Source organism: Alkalicoccobacillus porphyridii (assembly GCF_007293315.1).
GTDB lineage: Bacteria > Bacillota > Bacilli > Bacillales > Bacillaceae_D > Alkalicoccobacillus > Alkalicoccobacillus porphyridii.
Map to the genome: position 1 here is coordinate 154,184 of NZ_VLXZ01000004.1, position 23,224 is coordinate 177,407.

Consider the following 23,224-nt stretch of genomic DNA (forward strand, 5'->3'; position numbering starts at 1 on the left):
AAGTACCCCAGCTCTTCCTTTACGATGAAGTAGAGGAGGAGTCTGGGGTTTGTTTGTTTGTATTTTCAAGAAATTTCTCGGTGGCAAAGCTGGATGCTCCCATTGCTGTTGCCTGTGTCCCTAAGCTCGAGAATCGGATTTCAGTCGCCTTAAATTGTTCAGGGAGCATGCGTTTCTTCATAGCCTTAACGAGTTCGGGCTGAAGTAAGCTTTCAGCTAATGCCAGACGATTCCCAACAATAATTTGATCTGGACTAAACGTATGAACCAAAGAAACAATGCCAGCTCCTAAATACTCGGCTACCCGGTTAAATGCTAATAAGGTCTCGGAGTCTCCTTCTTCAGCTCCTCTAATCAGCTCTTCTAAGGAAGTGTGTTGCTGAATAGATGAAAGAAGAGCTTGCTCTGAAGCAAATAGTTCCCAGCAGCCATAGTTTCCGCATCGACATAATGGGCCTTTTACGTCCACAGTCATATGTCCTACTTCACCAGCATGCCCCGTAGAGCCCTTATATAAGTTCCCATCTAAAATCATACCAGCGCCAATGCCTATCCCAGCACTTAAGTAAAGGATATTATGGCCAGTTACTGAGGAGCCATATATCTTCTCTCCATGTGCACCAAAATTGGCTTCGTTATCAATCCAAATAGGAAGTTGAATCTCTGTTTCTAATTGAGACATTAAGTCAACATGCTTCCAATTCAGGTTAGGTGCATTAATAATCACACCAGTAGTGGAGACGATACCGGGCACTCCAACACCCACACCTATTACTCCGTATCTAGATGGGGGAGCTAGCTGACGCAAAGTATGAATCATTTCTTTAAGCTTTAAGAAAACACTCTCATACTCTGTTTCATGGAGTGGTTCATGAAGAGAGGAGATAATGTTCCCGCCAAGATCAGTTAAGACTGCCAATATATAATTAACACCTAAATCTATTCCTATTGAAAAAGCAGATGTGGCATGAAAATGAAGCATGACAGGTTTACGCCCACCGCTAGACTCTCCGGGCCCGCTTTCACGTATTAATTCCTCGTTAAGTAATTCAGCGACTAACGAAGAGACGGTGCCTTTATTTAAACCAGTTTTTTGAGCAGTTTCTGCTCTGGAAATAGGGGCATGCTCTCGAATCTGTTGCAATACATGTTGTTTATTTTCTCTTTTTATCGTTGATTGATGGAAAGGAATAGACATAGGAAAAACACCTCGAAAAATTTTCTCTTTAACTTAGTTTATTCAATAGACAAAGTGAAATCAAGCTGTTATACTTTTTTTAATTGATGGAAGCGCTATCAAAAAATGCTGAGTGGAGGAATATAATTATGGCAGTTTTTAATGAAGTGAATAAGGTTCAATATGAAGGGCCAACGTCTAAAAATTCTTTAGCTTTTAAGTATTACAATCCAAGCGAACAGGTTCAAGGTCAAACGATGGAGGAGATTCTAAGATTTTCTGTCGCTTATTGGCATACATTTACAGCGGGTGGAGAGGATCCATTTGGTGGAGCAGTTATGCAGCGCCCTTGGAATCATCTATCTGGAATGGATCTTGCCAAGGCAAGACTGGAAGCGGCCTTTGAATTATTTGATAAGCTAGACGTACCGTATTTCTGCTTCCATGATGTGGATATTGCCCCAGCTGGTGCAAGCTTACGTGAATCAAATAAAAACCTAGATGAAATTGCTTCTCTAATGAAAGACTACTTAAAAACGAGTAAAACTAAACTGCTTTGGAATACGGCTAATATGTTCACACATCCCCGCTATGTGCACGGGGCGGCAACGTCAAATTCAGCAGACACATTTGCCTATGCAGCAGCCCAGGTGAAAAAGGGTTTAGAGCTTGGAAAAGAATTAGGTTCTGAGAACTATGTTTTCTGGGGTGGAAGAGAAGGATATGAATCACTTCTTAACACCGATATGAAACTCGAGCAGGATAATCTCGGACGATTTTTGCATATGGCTGTTGACTATGCAAAAGAAATTGGCTACACGGGTCAGTTCCTAATTGAACCGAAACCTAAGGAGCCGACAAAACATCAATATGATTTTGATGTAGCAACAGGTTTATCCTTCCTACAAAAATATGATCTAACGGATCACTTTAAATTTAATGTTGAAGCAAACCATGCTACTTTAGCAGGACATACCTTTGAACATGAACTTCGCACGGCTAGAATTCATGGTATGTTAGGTTCAGTTGACGCGAACCAGGGAGATCCATTGCTTGGATGGGATACGGATGAATTCCCGACGGATATGTATTCCAGTACACTTGCAATGTATGAAATCTTAAAGAATGGCGGACTGGGTAGCGGTGGATTAAACTTTGATGCAAAGGTTAGAAGAACGTCATTTGAAGCTGTTGATTTATTTGAGGCTCATGTAGCTGGAATGGACTGCTTTGCTATTGGATTAAAAGTAGCAGCAAAACTAATTGAAGACCGAGTGCTTGAAGACTTTGTAGAGAATCGCTATTCAAGTTTTAAAGAAGGAATTGGGTTGGATATTGTAGAGGGACGAAGCAGCTTGAGTCAATTAGAAGAGCATGCTTTAAGTCTTACAGAGATACCAAACTATTCTGGAAAGCAAGAAAAACTAAAAGCAACCATCAATCAATATTTGCTTGAGACCATGCAATCGGTTCGTGCATAAAAGAGGTGTTGATATGTCCTACGTAATTGGAATTGATCTAGGTACTAGCGCCGTCAAGATCCTACTTGTTTCAAAGGCAGGAACGGTTACTCATACAATTAGTAAAGCGTACCCCCTCATTCAGCATCAATCGGGGTTTAGTGAACAGGAGCCTTCAGAATGGGTAACACAAACGATAAACGCCTTGGCTGAATTAGTGCAAACGTTCCCGGAAGAATCAAAATTAATTGAAGGCATAAGTTTCTCAGGACAAATGCATGGATTAGTCCTTTTAGATGAGCATCGTCAAGTACTCAGACCTGCTATTCTTTGGAATGATACGCGAACGACAGCTCAGTGTAAGAGGATTCAAGAGATTATTGGTAAAGAAGAGCTACTATCAATTACTAAAAACCCAATTCTTGAAGGGTTTACGCTACCAAAACTTCTGTGGGTAAGGGATCATGAGCCCGACGTATTCCGAAAGGCAGCTACATTTTTACTACCTAAGGATTATTTACGCTATGCTTTAACCGGTACACTTCAGTGTGAATACTCCGATGCTGGCGGGACCTCACTATTGGATATTGAAAAGCAGACATGGAGTCAGCACATTCTTTCTAAGCTAGAGCTGGATCCAACGTTATGTCCACCTCTTGTTACATCTCATGAAGTGGTTGGCTGTTTAACAGCGAGCGTGGCAAAGTCTACTGGACTATCAGATTCAATTAAAGTGATGGCCGGTGGAGCGGATAACGCGTGTGGAGCTATAGGTGCAGGCATTTTAACACCTAAAGACACACTTGTTAGTATAGGGACTTCTGGGGTTGTCTTAGCTTATGAGCAGGATAAGCAAGCAGAGGCAAATGGAAAGGTCCACTTTTTTCATCATGCGAAACCAGAAGCCTTTTACAAAATGGGTGTGACCTTGTCAGCAGGATACAGCTTAAGTTGGTTTAAAGATACCTTTGCTACAGAAGAAGATATAGGTACGTTAATTGAAGAAGCTGGCTTGCGACCTGCGGGGGCCAAAGGATTATTGTTTTCTCCCTATTTAAGTGGAGAAAGGACTCCGCATGCAGATGCTGCCATTCGTGCAAGCTTTATAGGAATGAGTTCTACACACACTAGGGCGGATTTTACAAGGGCTGTTTTAGAAGGAATTACTTTTTCATTAAAGGATTCTGTGGAGCTATTTCGAGAAGAGGGTATTGCGATTGATCGCATCGTATCAATCGGAGGTGGTGCTCGGAGCGAGGTTTGGCTGCAAATGCAGGCAGACATCTTTAATTGTACCATTGTAAAGCTAACCAGTGAACAGGGGCCAGGTATGGGAGCGGCTATGCTCGCTGCGTATGGATTAAATTGGTTCGATAGCTTGGAGGATTGTGCAGCGGAGTTTCTACAGGAGCAAGAAGTTTATAACCCTGATCCAGTGCAAGTCCAGCAGTACGACTCTATTTATAAAATCTACCGCTCTGTCTATCAGCATACAAAAGAAATGAACCAAGCATTATCTGTTTATCGCTAAAAAACATTTAGGTGTTCCAGCTACAAGAAGGATAGAATTCATGCAAATATCAATGCTGTATAGACAGTAGGACGGCTAAGGTTTGTTTCTTTGTCCGTTGCTTGTTTAGATAGCTATTGGAATCAATATATACACAATCACAAAGATTTTACCACAAGAAGAGCCGAGCCGTTATGTAGGTAGATTAACATAATGGCTCGGCTTTTATTTTTGTATTAAAAACGGGGTAGATAAATAAAAAAACCCCCATAAAGGGGGTTTTATGTTAGTTATTATGCTTTTTCAACGTTAGCAGCTTGCTCTCCACGAGCACCTTCAACGATATCAAAACGAACAGCTTGACCTTCTTCAAGAGTCTTGAATCCTTCGCTTTGAATAGCAGAGAAATGAACGAATACGTCATCTCCGTCTTCACGCTCGATGAAACCAAAACCTTTTTCTGCGTTAAACCATTTTACTGTACCTTCTAGCATGTGTGTTTCCTCCTTGAAAATTGTAGTACTATTTACGTTGACCATCAAGCTTCAAGAGGAGACAACAACAAGCGTTCCTTCTATCCAACTTAATAAAACAATAAGTAGCATTATTAGAATAGCACAGATGAAAGCAGGATGCAAGGGGACAATCATCTGTGTTTCTATTATCATTATTTATTTGCTAGTTGAATCATCCTTCGTTTTTTCCGGTTTACGCTCTTCTTCTTGCTCTTTTTTTATTTCATCTAACGGTAGTTCGTCAATGGGCATGGATGATTGATCATGATGACTTTGTTCATCCTTAGTCGGTTTAAACTTTGCTTTTTTTACTTGTTCTTTTTTTGAGTCTTTATTTGAGTTAGAACCCATTCTTCATCACTCCCTTGTCCATTAAATTCCCAATAGAGCAAGTTGTTAAACATCACTTGACATTTATCAGTTTAGTGCTAAACTGATAAATGAGAAGGGTGGTGAATAGTTGACTACTACACAACGCTTAAGTATCTTATTATGGTTTCGAATAGCAAAGTTCTATCATCAAAGCAATAAATTGTCCAATGAACATGTGAAAGCATACGACCTAAGTATTTCTCAATTTGATTTACTTGCGCAGACCTATGCAAATCAACCAATATCACAAATGGACCTTGCGGAAAAGTTACTTGTGACTAAGGGAAGCATCACCCAGATGCTGGCCAAGCTTGAACAACGTGAACTTATCAAAAGAGAACAGCAGTGGCGAGTGAAACATATCTCATTGACGGAAAAAGGGAAAGAGCTTATGGAGAAAGCGCTACCTGATCAATCGGCGTTTCAGTCCTCTCTATTCTCCTCTCTAACTACAGAAGAGCAAAAGCAGTTAAACCATTTATTAAAGAAGCTACAAAAAGGAATGACATCTCAATCAAATTAGGAGGTTTTAACATGGAATTATTACCATTAAAAGGACAGCACCACGTGTCAGCTATTACTGCTAACGCAAAGGAGAATCTTCATTTTTATACCGAAATATTAGGAATGAGGTTAGTGAAAAAGACAGTTAACCAAGACGACACCTCTGTGTATCATCTTTTCTATGCAGATGAGAAGGGTAATCCTGGAACGGATTTAACATTTTTTGAAATTCCTCATGCAGGAAGCACGTATGAAGGTACAAACAGTATCAGTATGACTTCTTTACGAGTACCCAATGATGCAGCTCTAGATTATTGGTTGAATCGATTAACCGAATACAAAGTAGAACATGAAGCAATTACAGAGGATTCTGGAAGAAAAGCGATCCATTTCCGTGATTTTGAAGGCCAAAGACTTCAGTTTGTTTCAGACGAGCACAATAAAGGTGTAGCAGGAGGGAAACCGTGGGATAAAAGTCCAGTACCTGCTCATGTGGGAGTAGTAGGACTTGGACCTGTTCGCCTGACAGTTAGTCGTCCAGATGTGTCAGCAAGAGTTTTAGTTGAAGTGATGGGCTTTAGAGAAATTGCGGGTTATACCGAACAGGATCAGACGATTCGTGTCTTTGAAACAGGTGAGGGTGGAACGGGTGCAGAAATTCATTTACTTGAACGTAATGATGTACAGCGTGAACGCCCAGGCCGTGGAAGTGTACACCATGTAGCATTTCGTGTTGAAAACCAAGAAGAGCTGATGAAGTGGGTGGATCATATTACAGCTTCTGGTATGCCAAATTCGGGTTTTGTTGAGCGCTACTATTTCCGCTCCCTGTATTTCCGTGAGCCAAATGGGATTCTATTTGAGCTAGCAACGGATGGTCCGGGATTTGAAGGAGATGAGTCATTTGAAACGTTAGGGGAGACATTAGCCCTTCCTCCGTACCTCGAGAATCAGCGTGAACAGATTGAAGCAAACATTAAACCGCTTCACACAGCTAAAAAAGATTGACACAAGGAGTGATTTCTATGCATCATGAGCATCGATTTATAAAAGGCGAGAACACTTTTCTTCCAACGATCCTGCTATTACATGGGACGGGTGGAGACGAGAACGATTTGATACCATTAGCTGAGATGATGGCTCCAAAGGCATCTATTTTAAGTGTTAGAGGCAATGTATCCGAAAACGGAATGAATCGTTTCTTTAAAAGACTAGCCGCTGGAGTATTTGATGAGCAGGATTTAGCTAAACGCACCGAAGAGTTATATGCATTTGTCCAGGATGCAGCAAAGAAATATGATTTTGATGCAAACAATGTAGTAGCCGCTGGCTATTCTAATGGAGCAAATATTGCTGCGAATCTATTGTATACCATCAAAGATGCCCTTGCAGGCGCAGTGCTCTTTCATGCGATGCAACCACAAGCAAATGTACAGCTAGATCAGATTACAGCACCTGTGTATATTTCTTCTGGTAGAAGAGATACAATGATTCCGGCAGCAGAAGCAGAAGGACTCATTCAAGCTTTACGGCAGGTTGGAGCAGATGTCACCGAGTTTTGGACAGATGGTGGTCATGAGCTAACTAGAGCCGAGGTAGAAGAAGCCGGAGAGTGGATTCAACAATTTAATGCGTAGAAATAACACTTGAGTCAATCTGGCTCAAGTGTTATTTTTTTCACAAACAGGTGAAATCCCTTTACACTTGTGTAAGATAGTGCGAAAATCGATTATACAGTTGACATATCGTACAGTGATTTTATAGTATGAAGGGGTTTCAACGGCTTACTTTATCTAGAGAAGGGGTCATCCTATGACTGAAAAAGAATCTCCTATAAATGATCATCAAGGCACGACACGAAAAAACTGGGTGTTATTTGCTATTATTGGCGTTATGACTGCAGGTGTAATATACTTAGCTATTTTTCAAGAAATATGGTACCGTATTGTTGTTTTAACGGTACTAATTACTGGCGGCGTCCTTATATATCGCCAGCTTGCTGAGATGCTGAAACTATTAAGAGAATCTCCTGGACAAATCGAAGCTCCATCTGCTATGAGCGAGGAGCGGCCGAAGCTTTCGGAGCCGGAGTTACTCGAAAAAGAATCAGAGCTACAACAGCTTGATTTAGATCGAACACAAATGTTTGAGGAATTATTAAGTCGTTCTGCCATTGAGGAACATGAAAAAACGGCGTATCGTGAAAAACTCGCTGAAAAAGCGACTGAAACAACACGAATTCGTGAGGAGCTTGGTCATGAGCCAAGCCGCTTACAAATGGTTTACGAAGGAACAAAGAAATATTTTGTTAAAGATAATCCAATGAAGGAAATTGCCGCTTCCTTGGATGCATCCGTTATCGAAAATGGAACATTAGCAGAATTAAATGATGAGATTCAACGTATGATCCCTCGGTTATCAAGGGAAAGCTTGGAATCTCTCGAAAAATCGAGCTACATGGATGATTCCTATAAACTAACACGCTCAGGATATAAAGAGCTTGTACAGGCAGCAGATCAGCTAAAATAATTTGATGCTCGAAGCTCGAAATCAATCGTTGTAAGAGGACTAAGAAACTCAGTTATTAGAAGAGCCGAACCAATATGGTTCGGCTCTTCTATATTGAATTGGTAGGATAGATTACACTATCATACTAATTTATTAAAGCTTCTTTAATGCCTTTAAATACATCCGTGTTATCTATATTCCCATTAAACGCTTCTGCATGTGGTCCGTATGCGTAAATCGGAACATCGATGGCCGTATGGTCTGTACTTGTCCAGGCCATACCAGCTTTTTCACTGACGATGGTGTTTAAGGCAAGCTTCGGATCGTCGCTTTCTTTAATCGTTGTTAACTCGTCTTCTGTAAAACTCATTGAGGTATTTTCTGTAACCACCTCTTCTAAGTTAGAGAACGAATGATCGACTTTTTGCATCATTTGTTCACCTGTTGCTTTCACATTATGAAGATTTGCTGGATTGTAATCGTCATCCGGCTGAATCGACAAACCACCAGTATCGTGGTCACCTACCATCACAATTAATGTTTCACCATCTTTTTCAGCAAAGTCCATTGATAGAGCCACTGCCTCTTCAAAGGCTTCTGTATCCTTCATCGCATAAGCCGCATCATTATCATGACCTGCCCAATCAATTTGACTGCCTTCCACCATTAAGAAAAATCCCTCATCCGCTTGGGATAAATGATCAATGGCAAAGGAAGTCATTTGTCCAAGGCTCGGCTCAATGGTGTTTATGCCAAAGCTAGGCATCAATTCATCGTCAGCAAACAAACCCAGATACTTAGCATCATCTTTTGCTTCTTCATGAAGTAAATCTCTTTTAGTTTCAAGATATGTAAAGCCCTGCTCTTCAGCTTCGGTAATTAAGTTGGCTCCATCCTCTCGAATTCCACCTTCTTCAGGTGGGAGATACTGTTCGCGACCACCACCAAGCAGTAAATCAATAGATTCATGATTAATGAATTGGTTTGCTATTTCTTCGTAATCACTTCGACCTTCAACACTTGCAGCAAATGCTGCCGGGGTAGCATGGTTAATCGTTGAAGTAGCAACTAATCCATTTTTCTTACCAGCTTGCCCAGCTAAATCAACAATGGTTTCAAGGTCTTCACCTTCAGGGGAGATTCCTAGCATACCATTGTTTGTTTTGGTTCCTGTAGCGAGGGCTGTACCTGCGGCGGCTGAGTCTGTAATTTTCGAATCAGCAGAATGTGTCGCTACCATACCTCGTAGCATGTCCTTTTCTTCCCAAACTGGTAGACCTTCTTGTTTAAAATGTCTGTAGCTATCAGCGTAGCCCGTTGAGAAACCGTCAGGGATTAAAAAAATGACGTTTTTAGCATGGCTCCCATGATCAGGAGTTGTACTCTCTCCCGCGTCTGAAGCTACAGCCTTTTGAAAAGGGGACACAGTTAGTCCAACAACAAGGGCCGTTGTAACCAGTACAGGTAGATTCTTTTTCATAAAAAAAAGCCTCCTTTAGAATAGGTTCGCCCCAATTCTAACAGAGGGTTATTTCCTGCTTGTAACATGAAGATTAAAATTATTTAAAAGAATGTAAAGCAAAATTCTGCGTACCATACTAAAAAAAGGAACGAATAACCAAGAGATTTTCTTTAGTGGTAGAATAAGGTCCAATGGCTGCTAACCCATAGCATAAACCCATCAAAGCTCCAGAAAAAAGGCTATGGCGGTAGGTTAAACTATAGGATAAAGTTAATCCAGCATGTAGTAAAACAGAAGGCACACATGGAAATTTTAAATAAGTGAGCCGTTTTATTAATTGACTTATAAGGCAAACGACAGGGGTCAAGAATGCATAATCCAAAATCGCTGTCTGAATAATGGGAAAGACCACCTTACTCGCTCCTTCGTTTTTTTATTAGTGTGTACAGATATGCGTAGCTTATCCAAAAAAAATAAAATACCTGTGATATACTCAATTTGTTGAAACTGTAACCTGATTATGGAGGTAGAAGATGGTCAACGTAATTAAGCTTGAAGGGGTCAATTGGGAACGCGATCAGAAGCGCATTATTCAGAATATTCAGTGGGAGGTTAAGAGTGGGGAGCATTGGGCGATACTCGGTGCCAACGGATCTGGAAAAACCTCCTTACTAAAACTAATTACAGGATACGAATGGGCTACGAATGGAAAAATCACAGTGTTTGGGGAGCAGTTTGGTCAAACCTCTATTCTTGAAATAAGAAAACGAATCGGTTGGCTTAGTGCATCCCTTGAAGAAAGACACCGGCATTATAACGGCCTGACCTGTGTCGATATTATTGCGAGTGGAAGGCACGCTTCCATTGGAATACATGAGGAACTATCGGATCACGATGTAGAAAGAGCCTATATGCTTGCAGATCAAATGGGTTTATCAAAAGTGAAGGAAGCACAGCTTGGAACGTTATCTCAAGGTGAGCGCAAAAAGACCTTTTATGCTCGAGCGCTTATGGCGGCTCCTGAGATGGTTATTGTAGATGAACCGACAAGTGGCCTTGATTTATTAGCCAGAGAGCAATTTTTAAATCAGCTTCACACACATCACCAAAAAGAAAGGAGCCCCACACTGCTCTACGTTACTCATTATCCTGAGGAAATAGTTCCTGCTGTTACACATGTTTTGCTTTTAAAAAATGGTGAAGCACTTGCGGCAGGTCCAAAAAAAGAGGTACTGACCAATGATTATTTGTCAGAGGCTTTTGATGTACCGATCCATGTAGCTTGGAGAGACGAGCGCCCATGGATTCAAATATCTTCATTAGAGAATATTGGAAGCAAGTAATGGAAGGGGACTCAATCTATTTACGTTCACTCAAACCAGGGGATGAAGAGAAGCATTTACATTTGCACATGAACAATAAGCACTTCTTTGAACGCTATGCTATGAAAAGAATAGAGAATTACTACACCTTAGAATTCCAAAAGCACTTGCTCGAACAATTTGACTATTTAAAGAAGCAAGGAACGGAGTATCACTTTGGTATATACACAAAAGATTCAAATGAATTAATTGGCACAACAGAATTGTATCAGTTATTTAGGGGAGCCCTTCAAAGTGCCCACATTGGTTACTCTGTTGCAAAAAAATATAATGGCGCAGGTTACGCCAGTGAGGCATGTAGACTAATCACTACTTATGCCTTTACCAATTTGAAGCTGCACAGAGTAGAGGCGGGGGTGATGCCTAGGAATAAAGCCTCCATTCGTGTACTCGAGAAAAATGGATACGTAAAAGAGGGAATCGCCCGCAAAAATGTGCGCATCCAAGGGATCTGGGAGGATCATCAAATCCTTGCTATCATAAATCCAGAGGATGTATAAAAAAATTCACTAGAAATGAGCTCCATGCACCGCTACAGGAGAAACCTACGCTTTCCACGGGAACGGCCTCAGCCCTTGAAGGAGAAGAGCACTCCTTCAATGTCTTCAGACGCGTTCTGTTCCTTAGGAGTCTACGGTTTCTCCTTCCGCTCATGTTCTGACTTAAACAATTGATGAACGTTCGAAGTCTTATAAAGATCGTTTTTCAGTAGCCTCGATGAAAAGGCTCAAAGAGCTAACTCGACTCCGTAGATTTAGCTCATTACCTTCCCGCGGTAAGCGTGTCCCCATTTTCGGGGAACGGCAGCGAAGAACCAACACTCAGATAACCTCCAATTTCACTATGTACTTATGCAAACGAAGTGTATTTCTAGAGCAGTATTCGTCCACCATCTTTTATTTTTATACAACCAAAAAGCTGAAGAGTGAATGGAGAGACTCCAACATTCTTCAGCTTTTTGATTAGTATAATTTTTCTGTCCCAACCGCTTCTTATAGCTAAAATACTTGGGAGAAACGAAGGTTAACAATCTTACACACCCAATGAATATTTGTTCCAAAACCTCTTTAGTAGCTCCTGTTTAAGAATGAAATTATTCTTGATAGCTTTCTTCAAGCTCAGTAATTAAGTCACCTACATAACGGACAGCTAAACGAATGGTTTCAGGATCACTCATATCAACTCCAGCATCTTTAAAGAGATCCAGAGGTTTTTTTGTGCCTCCAGCTTTAAGCATATCTAACCAGCGATCAATAGCAGGTTGACCTTCTGATTCAAATAATTTATAAGCCGCAGTGGAAGCAGTCAGGCCAGCAGAGTAGGTGTAAGGATACAGACCCATATAATAATGTGGCTGTCTCATCCATGTACGCCCAGCTCCTTCATCCAACACGACCGCGTCTCCCCAGAACCCTTCCAATACTTGATTCTTAGTTAGTCTGAGGACAGAGGCTGTAAGTGGCTCACCTGATTCTGCTAGCTGATAAACACGACGTTGAAACTCACCTTCTAGCAAGTGGGTTACAAAATTGTGATAATAAGTCCCAAGGAATTGAAGAATGACCCATCGCTTCATTTGTGGATCATCTGTTTTCCTAAGAAGATGGTTACCAAGAATCAATTCGTTCATTGTTGAAGGTGCTTCAATATTGTATAAGCTTGGACGAACAGAGGATAGTGGCTGATGTTGATTAGCTAAATAAAAATGACCAGCATGTCCAAGTTCGTGAGCTAACATAAAGGCGCCACGCATATTACCTGTCCACGTCATTAAGATGTATGGATGAGCCCCATAAGGACTTGAACAAAAAGCACCTGTACGTTTTCCAACATTACTAGATCGATCTACCCAACGCTCATGTAATGCTTTTTGCAGCATCATTGAATATTCAGTCCCCATGACGGTGAGAGCTTCACTAATGAGATTAGATACATGCTCATATGTGGTTTCAGGCTGAAAGTCAGGATCAAGAGGGGCCTTTAAATCACAGAATAAAAGCTCATCAAGTCCAAGTAAACGTTTCTTTAGTTTGGCAAATCGCTGCATGTGCGGGGCGAGCTCTTTATAAATGATATCAAGCTGATTTGTATACATTTCTTGATTCACTTGTTGGTCATGAAGCAGCATGTCCGTAGCTGAATCGTACTGTCGTAGCTTAGCCAAGGTAACCTGCTTTGTGATCTCAGTTGCATAGGTACTTGCATAGGTGTTCTCATACTGCGCCAACGTAGCATCAAAGGTTTTGTAGGCGTTTCTTCGTTCGTTTGTATCTGGGGATAGTTCATATTGATCCTCAAATAAAGCAAAAGACAGTGACTTCTCTTCTCCATCTTTACCAGTAAATGAAGGAAAGGTCATATCTGCAGATTTACTGGCAGAATAAATCATAAAGGGAGAAGAGAGGGTGGGTGATAAAGCTTGAAGAACCTTCTCAGTTTCTGCATGTAACGAATACGGTTTTTTCTCAAGTATTTTATTAAGTAAAATATCGAATTTTTTAAGTCGGTCTTCATCTTCTTTAAACTGTTTAATCGTTTGGTCAGGGATTGAAAGAATCTCGGATTCAATAAATGAAAGGGATGCCGCAACCTCAGCTAGAATATCCGTTGTTAGTGCTTGATCGGATTGAGCCTCAGCGTTTGTCCCGTCTACAGAAAGCTTTAGTGTGGCATATGTAGAAATTAAAACAATACGCTCCATGAGAGCTTCTCTTGCTTCAAGGCAGTTTAGTAGATTTTCTGCACGCTCTGCAAGCTTCCCTGAAAAACCTGTGATTCCCTCTAAAGCGGGTTGCAAGGCATAGAGCTCTTTCTGCCATTCCTCTCTACTAGTAAAGAGATCCGTTAGATCCCAAGTTTCTGCTTCCTTAATTTCTGTTCGATACGCTAGCTTAGTCATTTGTCATTCCTCCTCTTTTTTTCGTGAAACGAATTAAATGTAGTGTACACTATTCTAGCTAAGATGTTTAGTAAATTGATTGGACAGCTACTATGGAAAAACAAACAAACATTCGCTACAATAGAAATAGTTGACCATTAGGGGTGCGAGTATGTTTAAAGAGAGTTTACAGCAAATACTGATGGACTTAAAGAATAATGAAAAGTATAAAGAACAAATTGTACATTGGAAGGAGATGGAGGCAGTAGAGGCACGTACAGCTCCCTTTCCTCTATCAATGAATGAAAAGCTAGTCCAGGCGTTGCAAAGAAGAGGAATAGGAGAAATGTATACTCATCAGGAATCCGCTTTCTCTGCAGCTCAAAAAGGGGAAAACGTTGTAGCTGTTACTCCAACCGCTTCAGGGAAAACACTCTGCTATAATTTACCTGTCTTGCAGAAAATCACTGAAAATGAAGAGAGTCGTGCCTTATACATCTTCCCAACTAAGGCCTTAGCTCAAGACCAGATGAGTGAGTTAAATGAATTAATAGATGAGATGGGTATACCTGTACGCTGTAATACATATGATGGGGATACTTCTCCTACTATTAGACAGGCTGTGCGCAAAGCAGGCCATATTGTGATTACCAACCCGGATATGCTTCATTCAGCTATATTGCCCCACCATACAAAATGGATCTCATTCTTTGAGAATTTACAATACGTGGTCATAGATGAACTTCATACCTACCGTGGGGTGTTCGGGAGTCATGTTGCTAATGTCATACGCCGGCTTAAACGAATTGCAGCATACTATGGCGCAAATCCGCAATTTATTTGCACGTCAGCAACGATTGCTAACCCGAAAGAGCTTGCAGAACAATTAACGAATCTGCCAATGCGGCTTATTCAAAACAACGGAGCACCACGTGGAAAAAAACATTTTATTTTTTATAATCCTCCAGTCGTTAATAAACCCCTGAACATTCGTAAGAGTGCGACGGTTGAAATTAATGATCTGGCCAAACGATTTTTATCAAATGATATTCAAACCATTGTTTTCGCACGAAGTAGAGTTAGAGTGGAGATTATTTTAAGTCATTTACAACAAATGATTAAGCGTAATTTTGGCCCTGATGCTATACGTGGGTATCGTGGGGGATACCTCCCTAAGCAACGTCGAGAGATTGAGCGCGGTCTTAGAAATGGAGAGATAAAAGGGGTCGTTAGTACAAATGCATTAGAGCTTGGCGTGGACATTGGTCAACTACAGGTGTGTTTACTAACTGGTTACCCTGGTACGATTGCAAGTGTATGGCAACAGGCAGGAAGAGCAGGTAGAAGACAAAATGAATCAGCCGTTATTATGGTTGCAGGATCCTCCCCTTTAGATCAATACATTGTTGGCAATCCGGGTGCGTTTTTTGATCGCACACCTGAATCAGCACGTATCAATCCTGATAATTTAATCATTTTAATTGATCACTTAAAATGTGCGGCATATGAACTTCCCTTTAAGAAGGGTGAACTGTTAGATGGCGTTGATGTAGAGGAGCTGCTGGAATACTTAGCTGAAAATCATGTACTTCATCAACGTGTGGATAAATGGTATTGGATGAACGAGGCTTTCCCGGCCCACGGAATTAGTTTGCGTTCGGCCTCTCAGGAAAATGTAGTGATCATTGATCAAAGTGATGTCACAAACCATATAGTGATTGGAGAAATGGATCGCTTTAGCGCGATGACTCTTTTACACGATGAAGCTATTTATTTGCATCAGGGCATTCAGTACCAAGTGGAATATCTTGACTGGGAGGAGAGAAAGGCGTTTGTGCGTGAGGTATCTGTAGAATATTTTACGGATGCAAACCTAGCTGTAAAGCTAAAGGTTCTCGAAGTAGATGAGAAGGTGCAACTTCCGAAGGCTGAGCTCTATTACGGTGATGTAATGGTCAATGCCAAAGCGACGATCTTTAAAAAGATAAGAATGAGTACATTCGAAAATATTGGATCCGGACCGATACACCTGCCTGAGGAAGAGCTTCATTCCAACGCCATGTGGTTTAGTTTTCCTTCCGCATTAATCGAGCGCTATGGGCACTCATTAGAAGCCGGTTTAGTGGGACTTGCTCAAGTTCTTGGCTCGGTTTCTCCGGTGTTTGCAATGTGTGATCGTAATGATATACATGTTGTACCACAGATAAAGGCAGAGCATTCCGAGCTTCCGACAGTCTTTATCTATGATAGCTATCCGGGTGGAATCGGGTTAGCTAAAACGATTTACAATCAAGCAGACACCGTGCTAAAACATGCTAAGAGTCACATAACATCCTGTCCATGCAAAAATGGATGTCCAGCATGTGTTGGCGTTCCTTCAGATGGGAACCAAACAAATACAAAGCAATTGGTCATTCAGCTTATCCACCAATTAATAGCAAGAACATCCAACGATGAAATGAGTATTCAGGAGAGATTATATGAATAAAATTCAATTACACGTTATTGAAACAAGTGATGTACATGGTCATATCATGCCCCATCGTTACCGTACAGAGAATGATCTTCCACTAGGGCTTGCTAAGCTTGGTACATTGATCAAGCAGGAGAGAGAGAAGCATCCACATGTTTTAGTAGTGGATAACGGAGATTTGATTCAAGGGACGCCATTAACAACTTATTTTTCAAAGCTAGAAACAGAGCAGGTGCATCCACTTATAAACGTAGCTAATTTACTAGAATATGATGCAGTTGTTCCAGGAAATCACGAGTTTAATTTTGGCAAGCAAACATTAGATGCAGCAGTTCATCATTCAAAATTTCCCTGGCTCGCAGCAAATATTGTTGATGAAAAAACAAAGCAACCTTATTTTGGACAACCATATGTCATCAAACAATACGGTCCAGTAAAAGTAGCGATTCTTGGGTTAACAACACAATACATTCCGAATTGGGAGGATCCAAATCATATTCTTGGCTTGGAATTTGAAGATTGCATAGAATCGGCCAAAAAGTGGGTACCATTTATTAAAGAAAAAGAACAACCAGATGTATTTATTGTGTCTTATCATGGTGGCTTTGAACGTAATCCTGAAAATGGAGAAATGGAAGAACGGGAAACGGGAGAGAACCAGGGCTATGCGTTGTGTCATGAAGTAGAAGGAATTGATTTGCTTTTAACCGGACATCAGCACCGTTTACTAGCCGGAACATGCGGCCCTGTTCATATTTTGCAGCCAGGATCATATGGAGCAGCTGCGGGTAAGGCTATCATTGAATTAGAAGAAATAGAGGGATCCTATCAAATTAACTCTATTCACACGGAGCTAATCGAACCCGTGCATGTTCAAGCGGATGAGTCAGTAGTAGAGGTTTCAAAGCTAATTGAACAAGAGGTTCAGAACTGGCTGGATGAACCGATTGGACATGTCAAAGGCAGTTTATTATTAAGTGATCCATTAGATGTTAGACTAAATGAACATCCTTTTATTGAATTTATTAATAAGGTGCAAATGCATGCATCTAATACAAAAATCTCAAGCACAGCTTTGTTTGATAATACATCTAAAGGCTTTCCCGAAACGATTACCATTCGTGATGTGATGTCTAATTATATCTACCCAAATACTTTAAAGGTCCTGCGAGTAAGTGGGGCAGATATCAAAGCGGCATTAGAACGCTCGGCAGGTTATTTTATGTTAACCGATCAGCAGCCGGATGTGAATCCAGCCTTTTTATACCCTAAACCTCAGCATTATAATTATGATATGTGGGAGGGAATTCAGTACACAATCGATCTATCCCGTCCAGAAGGGGATCGAATTATTGACCTTACGGATATGGATGGCCATCCAATTGTGGCTGAACAATCATACGAGATTGTTATGAGTAATTATCGTGCAAGTGGCGGAGGCGAATATACGATGTTTAAAGACCGCCCTGTTGTACGTGAAATGCAGGACGATATGACCGATCTCATCATTCAATATGTTCAGGCTCACCAAACCATCTCCTCTGAAGTTAATCAAAACTGGAAGGTGATTTGGTAGAGTGATCTATACACAAAAACCTGTCGACCGTCTCCTTAATTGAGACTTGGTTGACAGGTTTTTGTGTTAAATAAGAGTTCATGCTTTTTGAAAGTATACCTAGTTTTAAAGATAGATGACGGTTAACATTTTTTCGACATCAATCCTTAAGAAATGAGGGACACTTTACCCTTAAACAGCATTATACTATCTGTTGCCATTACATCACAGGTAACAGGTAAGTGTCCTAGCTATTATTTCGTGATTGTATCTAGTGAAATAATGACATTTTAAAACAATGATAGGGACTTCATTTAGATGATTTGTTATTAAACTAGCTTGGCTCTTATTTTACCGGATACAAAATCAACCAGTGTAATCATGATTATAATTCCAAGTAAAATAATACCGACTCGTTCCCAATCTCTAACTTGAAGAGCAAAGATTAATGGTGTTCCAATTCCTCCAGCACCAATGATACCTAGAATTGAGGCGGCACGGATATTCACCTCAAAGCGATACATAACAAAGTTTAAATAACTAGGTAGGATTTGAGGAACTACTGCAAACCATAATGTTTTAATCGGATTCGCCCCTGTTGCAATTAGAGCTTCTGTTGTACTTAAGTTCACACTTTCAACGTCATCTGAAAAAAGTTTACCGAGCATCCCAATGGAGCTAATTCCAAGAGCCAAGACACCAGAAAATGATCCAGGACCCACTGCTTTAATAAAGAGTAAAGCGAAAATAATATCTGGGAACACACGGATAAAACTTAAAATAAACTTACCTACTTGAGAAATCGCCCGTGATTTTACAATATTCCTTGCTGCAAATAGGGCAAACGGTATACACAATACTGCGGCAATAAAAGTCCCAAGTATTGCTATGGCTAAGGTTTCAATTAATTTTCGAAGTAGGTCTTCTCCCGCAGGATCATATACATAATCCCAATCTGGACTAATAAGGCCCTCAAAAATGGCCTTTACAATTTGCCCTGAGGTTTCTTTTACTTCAATCGTCGGTAAACCTGCAAAGGCCCAAATATAAATGAGCATCAAGGTGATGACAACAACAAAACGTGTAAAGATTTTCTTCTTTTGTGGGTTCATGATAATTTCTCCCTTATAGAAGTACTGATAAAGTCAATAATCAGTACCACGATTAAGGTATATAAAATAATCGTTGCTACTCTAGCATAATTAAAGAAGCCAAGAGCCTGATCATAATAAAGTCCAATTCCACCAGCGCCAACAAGTCCTAACACAGCTGCCGCGCGTACATTTACTTCAAACGAATAAAGAGTAAATGACATGAATTTAGCAGTAATCTGAGGGATGACACCAAACATAATTAGTTTTATTTGATTTGCACCTACTGCACGCATGGCTTCAAGAGGTCCTTCTTCAATACCCTCTATTGATTCATAGATTAGTTTTCCAAGAATACCTAACGAAAACCCAATCAGTGCTAGCACACCTGAAAAAGCCCCAATTCCAAAAATGGCCACAAAAATAGCAGCAAGTAATAGATCAGGAATCGTTCGAATAAGATTTAACAACCATCGAGCCAGAACATTAAGTATTTTAATGCGAAACACGTTTCTCGCAGCTAATAGAGCAAGAGGCAGGGCAAGTATGGCGCCAAAAGTAGTCCCGAGCACAGCCATACGAATCGTTTCTAAAATCGGTTCTGTAATTCTAGTAAAATAAGCCCAATCGGGAGGAACCATTTGAATTAACAAATCATTCATTTTAGGGAGACCTTGTTGTAAGTCTGTAAATGAAAAACCTACAGCTAACCCACTAAAATATAAAATCGCTATAAATAAGATGACCGTGAGATATTGCTTTGTCTTTTTTTGCCGATAATACGATATAGGTTTTTGATTAGGTGAGGTAGGGGTCATGCGTCAACACCAAGCATTTCTTTTTCATCAATTGGTCGACCATAAATCTCAGCAAATGCCTCATCCGTTGCTTCTTCTACCGTACCATCAAATACAATTTCACCGGCACGTAAACCAATGATTCTTGTCGCATAGGCTCGAGCTAAATCAATAAAGTGTAAATTAACGATGGTCGTAATACCTAAGTCTTCATTAATTCGTTTCAAATCATCCATAACTTGCTTCGTCGTTAAAGGGTCTAAAGAAGCTACAGGTTCATCTGCTAATATAATTTTAGCTTCTTGTGCCAGCGCACGTGCAATAGATACACGTTGTTGTTGACCGCCTGAAAGCTCATCTGCTCGATTAAAGGCTTTATCAGGAATATTTACACGCTCAAGTGCCTTCATAGCAAGTTCTTTATCTTCTTTAGGAAACAGACCGAATAGCATTTTAAACGTTGAGTGATACCCAACACGACCAGACAGAACATTACGAAAAACAGATGAACGCTTAACGAGGTTGAAGTTTTGAAAGATCATACCAATATCACGTCTAATGTTATATAGCCCGTTACCACGAGCTTTTGTAATGGACTTCCCATCAATCATAATCTCACCCTCTGTGATTTCATGAAGGCGGTTAATTGAACGTAGCATAGTGGATTTTCCTGCACCAGACAAACCAACAATCACGACAAATTCACCCTTATTAATGGTGAGGTTCATATTATTTAGACCTTTGGTTCCATTGGGATATACCTTTGATACATTTTTAAACTCAATCATGATAAATCCTTCCTTCTTTTAAAAGATCATTAAAAATGGCTGATGAAACCGTTATGGCACGGAATCATCAGCCACTTCATTCTTTATTACTTCATCTGACCCGCATTCGTTCTACTCTGTTTTTACTTTTTCGTTGTATTCACGAACAGTTTCAAACTTGCTGTCATCAGATTCTACATATCCTTCATGTGTGTATACGTCTTTAATGATTTCGCGGCCTTCATCGCTTTCACCAATTGCAATAAATGCGGCTTGAATTTTATCTTTCCATTCTTGATCCATGCCAGGAAGTACAGCGATCGTATCATTTGGGATAGCTTCCGTATATGCTAAGATCTCAGTATCTTCAAATACTTCAGGGTAATCACTTTCTACAACATTACGTGCATCTTGGAAGGAAGCAGCAGCATCGACATCACCATTTAATAGGGCAATGATGGCTTGGTCATGACCTTTAAGAGTCACTGGCTCAACATCCGTTAATGGGTCTAGACCTGCATCAATTAAAACAGCAGCTGGCCATACATATCCTGCAGAAGAGGTTACACTTTGATATCCAATCTTTTTACCTTCTAGATCTTCAATACTTTCAATACCAGAATCTTTCTTTACAACAATTTGAGATAGATAAAAATCTACTAATTCATCAGTTGGAGATCCATCATCATTTACTCCATAACGCTGTGCTTGAAGAATAACCTCAGCAGCTCCTTGCTCTGCTGCTAAAACGTATGCTGTAGGAGGTAGGAAGCCAACGTCAACTTGCTCTGATGCCATGGCTTCAACAATCGTGTTGTAGTCTGTAGAAACACTTACTGTTACAGGAATATCCAGCTCTGCTGTTAATAATTCCTCTAATGGTTTTGCCTTAGCTTCTAAAGTATCAGCATTCTGCGAAGGAACAAATTGAACTCTAAGCTCTTCAGGCACATAACCTGTTGTTTCCTCTGAATCGCCTTCCCCTGAAGTACCGCCATTTCCGCCCGCATCAGCATCCGAATCTCCAGAACCACAGCCAGCAAGTAGAGCAGCTGTAAGAGCAAACGTTAATCCAGTTCCATACCAATGTTTCTTCATTAAAAGAACCCCCAATTATATGTATAAAAATAGTGAAGCAGAGTAATTGTAACAGAACATTATTAATGAAATGTAAATCTTACGTAAAAAATACAGCATTAAGGACCATTAATGAGGACTTATAAATACTCCCTCCCAGTTCAGTCTATATTTAAATAATAAATATAGGCTGGTTATAACAATGAAAAATTGACCAAAAAGCTAGTCAATATTTCCACATGTTTATTATACAATCTATTAATGATAAAACAATAACTTTTGTAATAAAATTTATCATTGTCAAATATTATCGAATAGTATGTGAGCTGTATACTAGAAATACAAACAAACATTCGCTACAATGGTTAATTAGAAGATGAAAGAATGGGGGATGAGCGTGCCTATTCGTGATAAGTTAAAGCGTTTAGAGAGTCATACAGGGCTAAAATCAAAAGATAATAAAATCGAACCGAAACCTTACTTACCTTCACAGGATGTTCCATATCAACATCAATGGTCAAAGCTTGAAGCTACAATAAAATGGCTAGATGATCAATATGTGATCGTCCGTGATGTAGAGTATCCATTGCATACTATGCATGGTTCATTAGATTTTTCATCATTATATAAAGCTGTTCATGCTTGGAACGAAACTGAACAGAATCATCCACTTTCTTCAAAGGGATTACAAGCGGAAGAGCTGTTGTTTTTTGATACGGAAACGACAGGTCTCTACACTGGAGCGGGGCACCACATCTTTCTATTAGGCTACGCACAGATAAAACAGTCAAAAGTGCATGTGAAGCAATACCTACTACCCGGACCAGAGTCGGAGGCAGCTCTTTATTATCATTTTTTATCTGACGCTAGTGAGCTGCGTCATTTAGTTACGTATAATGGTAAAGCCTTTGATTGGCCACAGGTGAAAACAAGACATGCGTTCGTGCGTGATCAAGTTCCAAAGCTACCTGCATTTGGCCATTTTGATTTATTACATGCTTCGCGCCGGTTATGGAAAAATGAATTGCCTTCCTGCAAACTAGCTGTTGTGGAAGAAGAGATATTAGACGTGTACCGAGAGCATGATACACTAAGCTATCTAGTACCTATGATGTATTTTGATTTTGTGAAAGAACAGTCACCGGATTTAATGGAGGGGGTCTTGAAACACCACGAGACTGATTTGCTCTCCCTCATTACTTTATATAGCCAATTAACCTTCAAGATACTTGATTGCTCAGAAAAGAAACTGACAGGTAACGAGCATTATGAAATAGGAAGATGGTTTGCTGCAATGGAAGAAGAGGAGAAGGCCACTTATCATCTTGAAAAAGCATTAAATGATAAAACAGAACCAAAAAGCTTATATGAACTAGCTTTACTTAGAAAAAAACAAAAGAAATTTGATCAAGCCCTTTCTCACTTTCAACAGGTCTGCCAAACAAGCTATAAAAAAATAGACGCAGCTGTGGAGTGTGCGATGATTTATGAACACCAATACAAACAGATAAATGAAGCGATACATTTTACGCAAATGGCACTAGATGAAGCATCTAGCTCTAACAATGCTAAAGTAGAGCGGGACATTCAATTAAGATTAGCTAGATTAAAAAAGAAGCAGGCGAAGAAATAAAAGTCCGCTATTTCCTGGGCAAGCGCATAAAAAGCGGACTTTCAGCATTTTTCTTCTTATCAG

Annotated in this window: 20 protein-coding genes; 11 read left to right on the forward strand and 9 right to left on the reverse strand. The window is 40.2% G+C overall.

The features are described 5' to 3' along the window. Positions 1-19: 19 nt before the first annotated feature. On the reverse strand, positions 20-1,198 hold the full coding sequence (locus FN960_RS08180) for an ROK family transcriptional regulator (RefSeq protein WP_143848216.1): 1,179 nt from the start codon (positions 1,196-1,198) through the stop codon (positions 20-22). 128 nt (positions 1,199-1,326) lie between these two features. On the opposite strand from FN960_RS08180, the gene xylA reads away from it, so the two are divergent. After that, positions 1,327-2,658, forward strand: coding sequence for a xylose isomerase (gene xylA / locus FN960_RS08185; RefSeq protein ID WP_143848217.1), 1,332 nt, complete (start codon positions 1,327-1,329; stop codon positions 2,656-2,658). Positions 2,659-2,671: 13 nt separating this feature from the next. After that, positions 2,672-4,168 (forward strand): xylulokinase, encoded by a 1,497-nt coding sequence (gene xylB / locus FN960_RS08190; protein WP_143848218.1) that lies wholly within the window; start codon positions 2,672-2,674, stop codon positions 4,166-4,168. Positions 4,169-4,440: 272 nt separating this feature from the next. Here xylB and FN960_RS08195 read toward each other — a convergent pair whose 3' ends face one another. Both FN960_RS08195 and FN960_RS08200 read right to left on the reverse strand, forming a co-directional pair. Then, a complete protein-coding gene (locus FN960_RS08195) occupies positions 4,441-4,641 on the reverse strand; it encodes a cold-shock protein (protein WP_143848219.1) in 201 nt (66 codons plus the stop codon). A gap of 177 nt (positions 4,642-4,818) precedes the next feature. Continuing rightward, positions 4,819-5,013, reverse strand: a complete 195-nt coding sequence (locus FN960_RS08200) for a hypothetical protein (protein WP_143848220.1) — start codon at positions 5,011-5,013, stop codon at positions 4,819-4,821. A 109-nt stretch (positions 5,014-5,122) separates the two neighbouring features. Here FN960_RS08200 and FN960_RS08205 point away from each other — a divergent pair, with 109 nt between their 5' ends. The 4 genes from FN960_RS08205 to FN960_RS08220 all read left to right on the forward strand — a co-directional run bounded on the left by FN960_RS08205 (position 5,123) and on the right by FN960_RS08220 (position 8,067). Next, entirely contained in the window at positions 5,123-5,557 is a 435-nt protein-coding gene (locus FN960_RS08205) for a MarR family winged helix-turn-helix transcriptional regulator (protein WP_143848221.1), read from the forward strand. 11 nt (positions 5,558-5,568) lie between these two features. After that, positions 5,569-6,546 carry a ring-cleaving dioxygenase gene (locus FN960_RS08210; RefSeq protein ID WP_143848222.1) on the forward strand — a complete coding sequence of 326 codons (978 nt, stop codon included), beginning with the start codon at positions 5,569-5,571 and terminating at the stop codon, positions 6,544-6,546. Between the two features lie 17 nt (positions 6,547-6,563). After that, complete coding sequence (locus tag FN960_RS08215) at positions 6,564-7,175, forward strand: alpha/beta hydrolase (protein WP_143848223.1); 612 nt, start codon at positions 6,564-6,566, stop codon at positions 7,173-7,175. A gap of 175 nt (positions 7,176-7,350) precedes the next feature. After that, entirely contained in the window at positions 7,351-8,067 is a 717-nt protein-coding gene (locus FN960_RS08220; protein WP_143848224.1) for a hypothetical protein, read from the forward strand. 124 nt (positions 8,068-8,191) lie between these two features. Here FN960_RS08220 and FN960_RS08225 read toward each other — a convergent pair whose 3' ends face one another. After that, entirely contained in the window at positions 8,192-9,526 is a 1,335-nt protein-coding gene (locus FN960_RS08225; protein ID WP_143848225.1) for an alkaline phosphatase, read from the reverse strand. Between the two features lie 515 nt (positions 9,527-10,041). On the opposite strand from FN960_RS08225, the gene FN960_RS08230 reads away from it, so the two are divergent. Together FN960_RS08230 and FN960_RS08235 are read left to right on the forward strand one after the other, a co-directional pair. Then, positions 10,042-10,851 (forward strand): ABC transporter ATP-binding protein, encoded by an 810-nt coding sequence (locus tag FN960_RS08230; RefSeq protein WP_143848226.1) that lies wholly within the window; start codon positions 10,042-10,044, stop codon positions 10,849-10,851. After that, on the forward strand, positions 10,809-11,390 hold the full coding sequence (locus tag FN960_RS08235) for a GNAT family N-acetyltransferase (RefSeq protein ID WP_143848227.1): 582 nt from the start codon (positions 10,809-10,811) through the stop codon (positions 11,388-11,390). Before FN960_RS08230 ends, FN960_RS08235 begins: the two co-directional genes overlap by 43 nt. 593 nt (positions 11,391-11,983) lie before the next feature. Here the strand turns inward: FN960_RS08235 and pepF are convergent. Continuing rightward, a complete protein-coding gene (gene pepF, locus FN960_RS08240) occupies positions 11,984-13,789 on the reverse strand; it encodes an oligoendopeptidase F (protein WP_143848228.1) in 1,806 nt (601 codons plus the stop codon). A gap of 151 nt (positions 13,790-13,940) precedes the next feature. Here pepF and FN960_RS08245 point away from each other — a divergent pair, with 151 nt between their 5' ends. Further along, positions 13,941-16,256, forward strand: coding sequence for a DEAD/DEAH box helicase (locus tag FN960_RS08245; protein WP_143848229.1), 2,316 nt, complete (start codon positions 13,941-13,943; stop codon positions 16,254-16,256). Further along, positions 16,249-17,817, forward strand: coding sequence for a bifunctional metallophosphatase/5'-nucleotidase (locus FN960_RS08250; RefSeq protein WP_143848230.1), 1,569 nt, complete (start codon positions 16,249-16,251; stop codon positions 17,815-17,817). The genes FN960_RS08245 and FN960_RS08250 overlap by 8 nt, the downstream gene beginning before the upstream one ends. A gap of 308 nt (positions 17,818-18,125) precedes the next feature. On the opposite strand, the gene phnE (FN960_RS08255) is transcribed toward FN960_RS08250, so the two are convergent. From phnE (FN960_RS08255) to FN960_RS08270, 4 genes are all read right to left on the reverse strand, one after another. Further along, a complete protein-coding gene (phnE, locus tag FN960_RS08255; protein WP_143848231.1) occupies positions 18,126-18,908 on the reverse strand; it encodes a phosphonate ABC transporter, permease protein PhnE in 783 nt (260 codons plus the stop codon). After that, on the reverse strand, positions 18,905-19,705 hold the full coding sequence (gene phnE / locus FN960_RS08260; protein ID WP_143848232.1) for a phosphonate ABC transporter, permease protein PhnE: 801 nt from the start codon (positions 19,703-19,705) through the stop codon (positions 18,905-18,907). The genes phnE (FN960_RS08255) and phnE (FN960_RS08260) overlap by 4 nt, the downstream gene beginning before the upstream one ends. Continuing rightward, entirely contained in the window at positions 19,702-20,472 is a 771-nt protein-coding gene (phnC, locus tag FN960_RS08265) for a phosphonate ABC transporter ATP-binding protein (RefSeq protein WP_143848233.1), read from the reverse strand. Before phnC ends, phnE (FN960_RS08260) begins: the two co-directional genes overlap by 4 nt. Before the next feature lie 111 nt (positions 20,473-20,583). After that, positions 20,584-21,549, reverse strand: a complete 966-nt coding sequence (locus tag FN960_RS08270) for a phosphate/phosphite/phosphonate ABC transporter substrate-binding protein (RefSeq protein WP_143848234.1) — start codon at positions 21,547-21,549, stop codon at positions 20,584-20,586. A 376-nt stretch (positions 21,550-21,925) separates the two neighbouring features. Between FN960_RS08270 and FN960_RS08275 the strand changes: the two genes are divergently transcribed. Continuing rightward, positions 21,926-23,161, forward strand: a complete 1,236-nt coding sequence (locus FN960_RS08275) for a ribonuclease H-like domain-containing protein (protein ID WP_185970968.1) — start codon at positions 21,926-21,928, stop codon at positions 23,159-23,161. Positions 23,162-23,224: the final 63 nt, after the last annotated feature.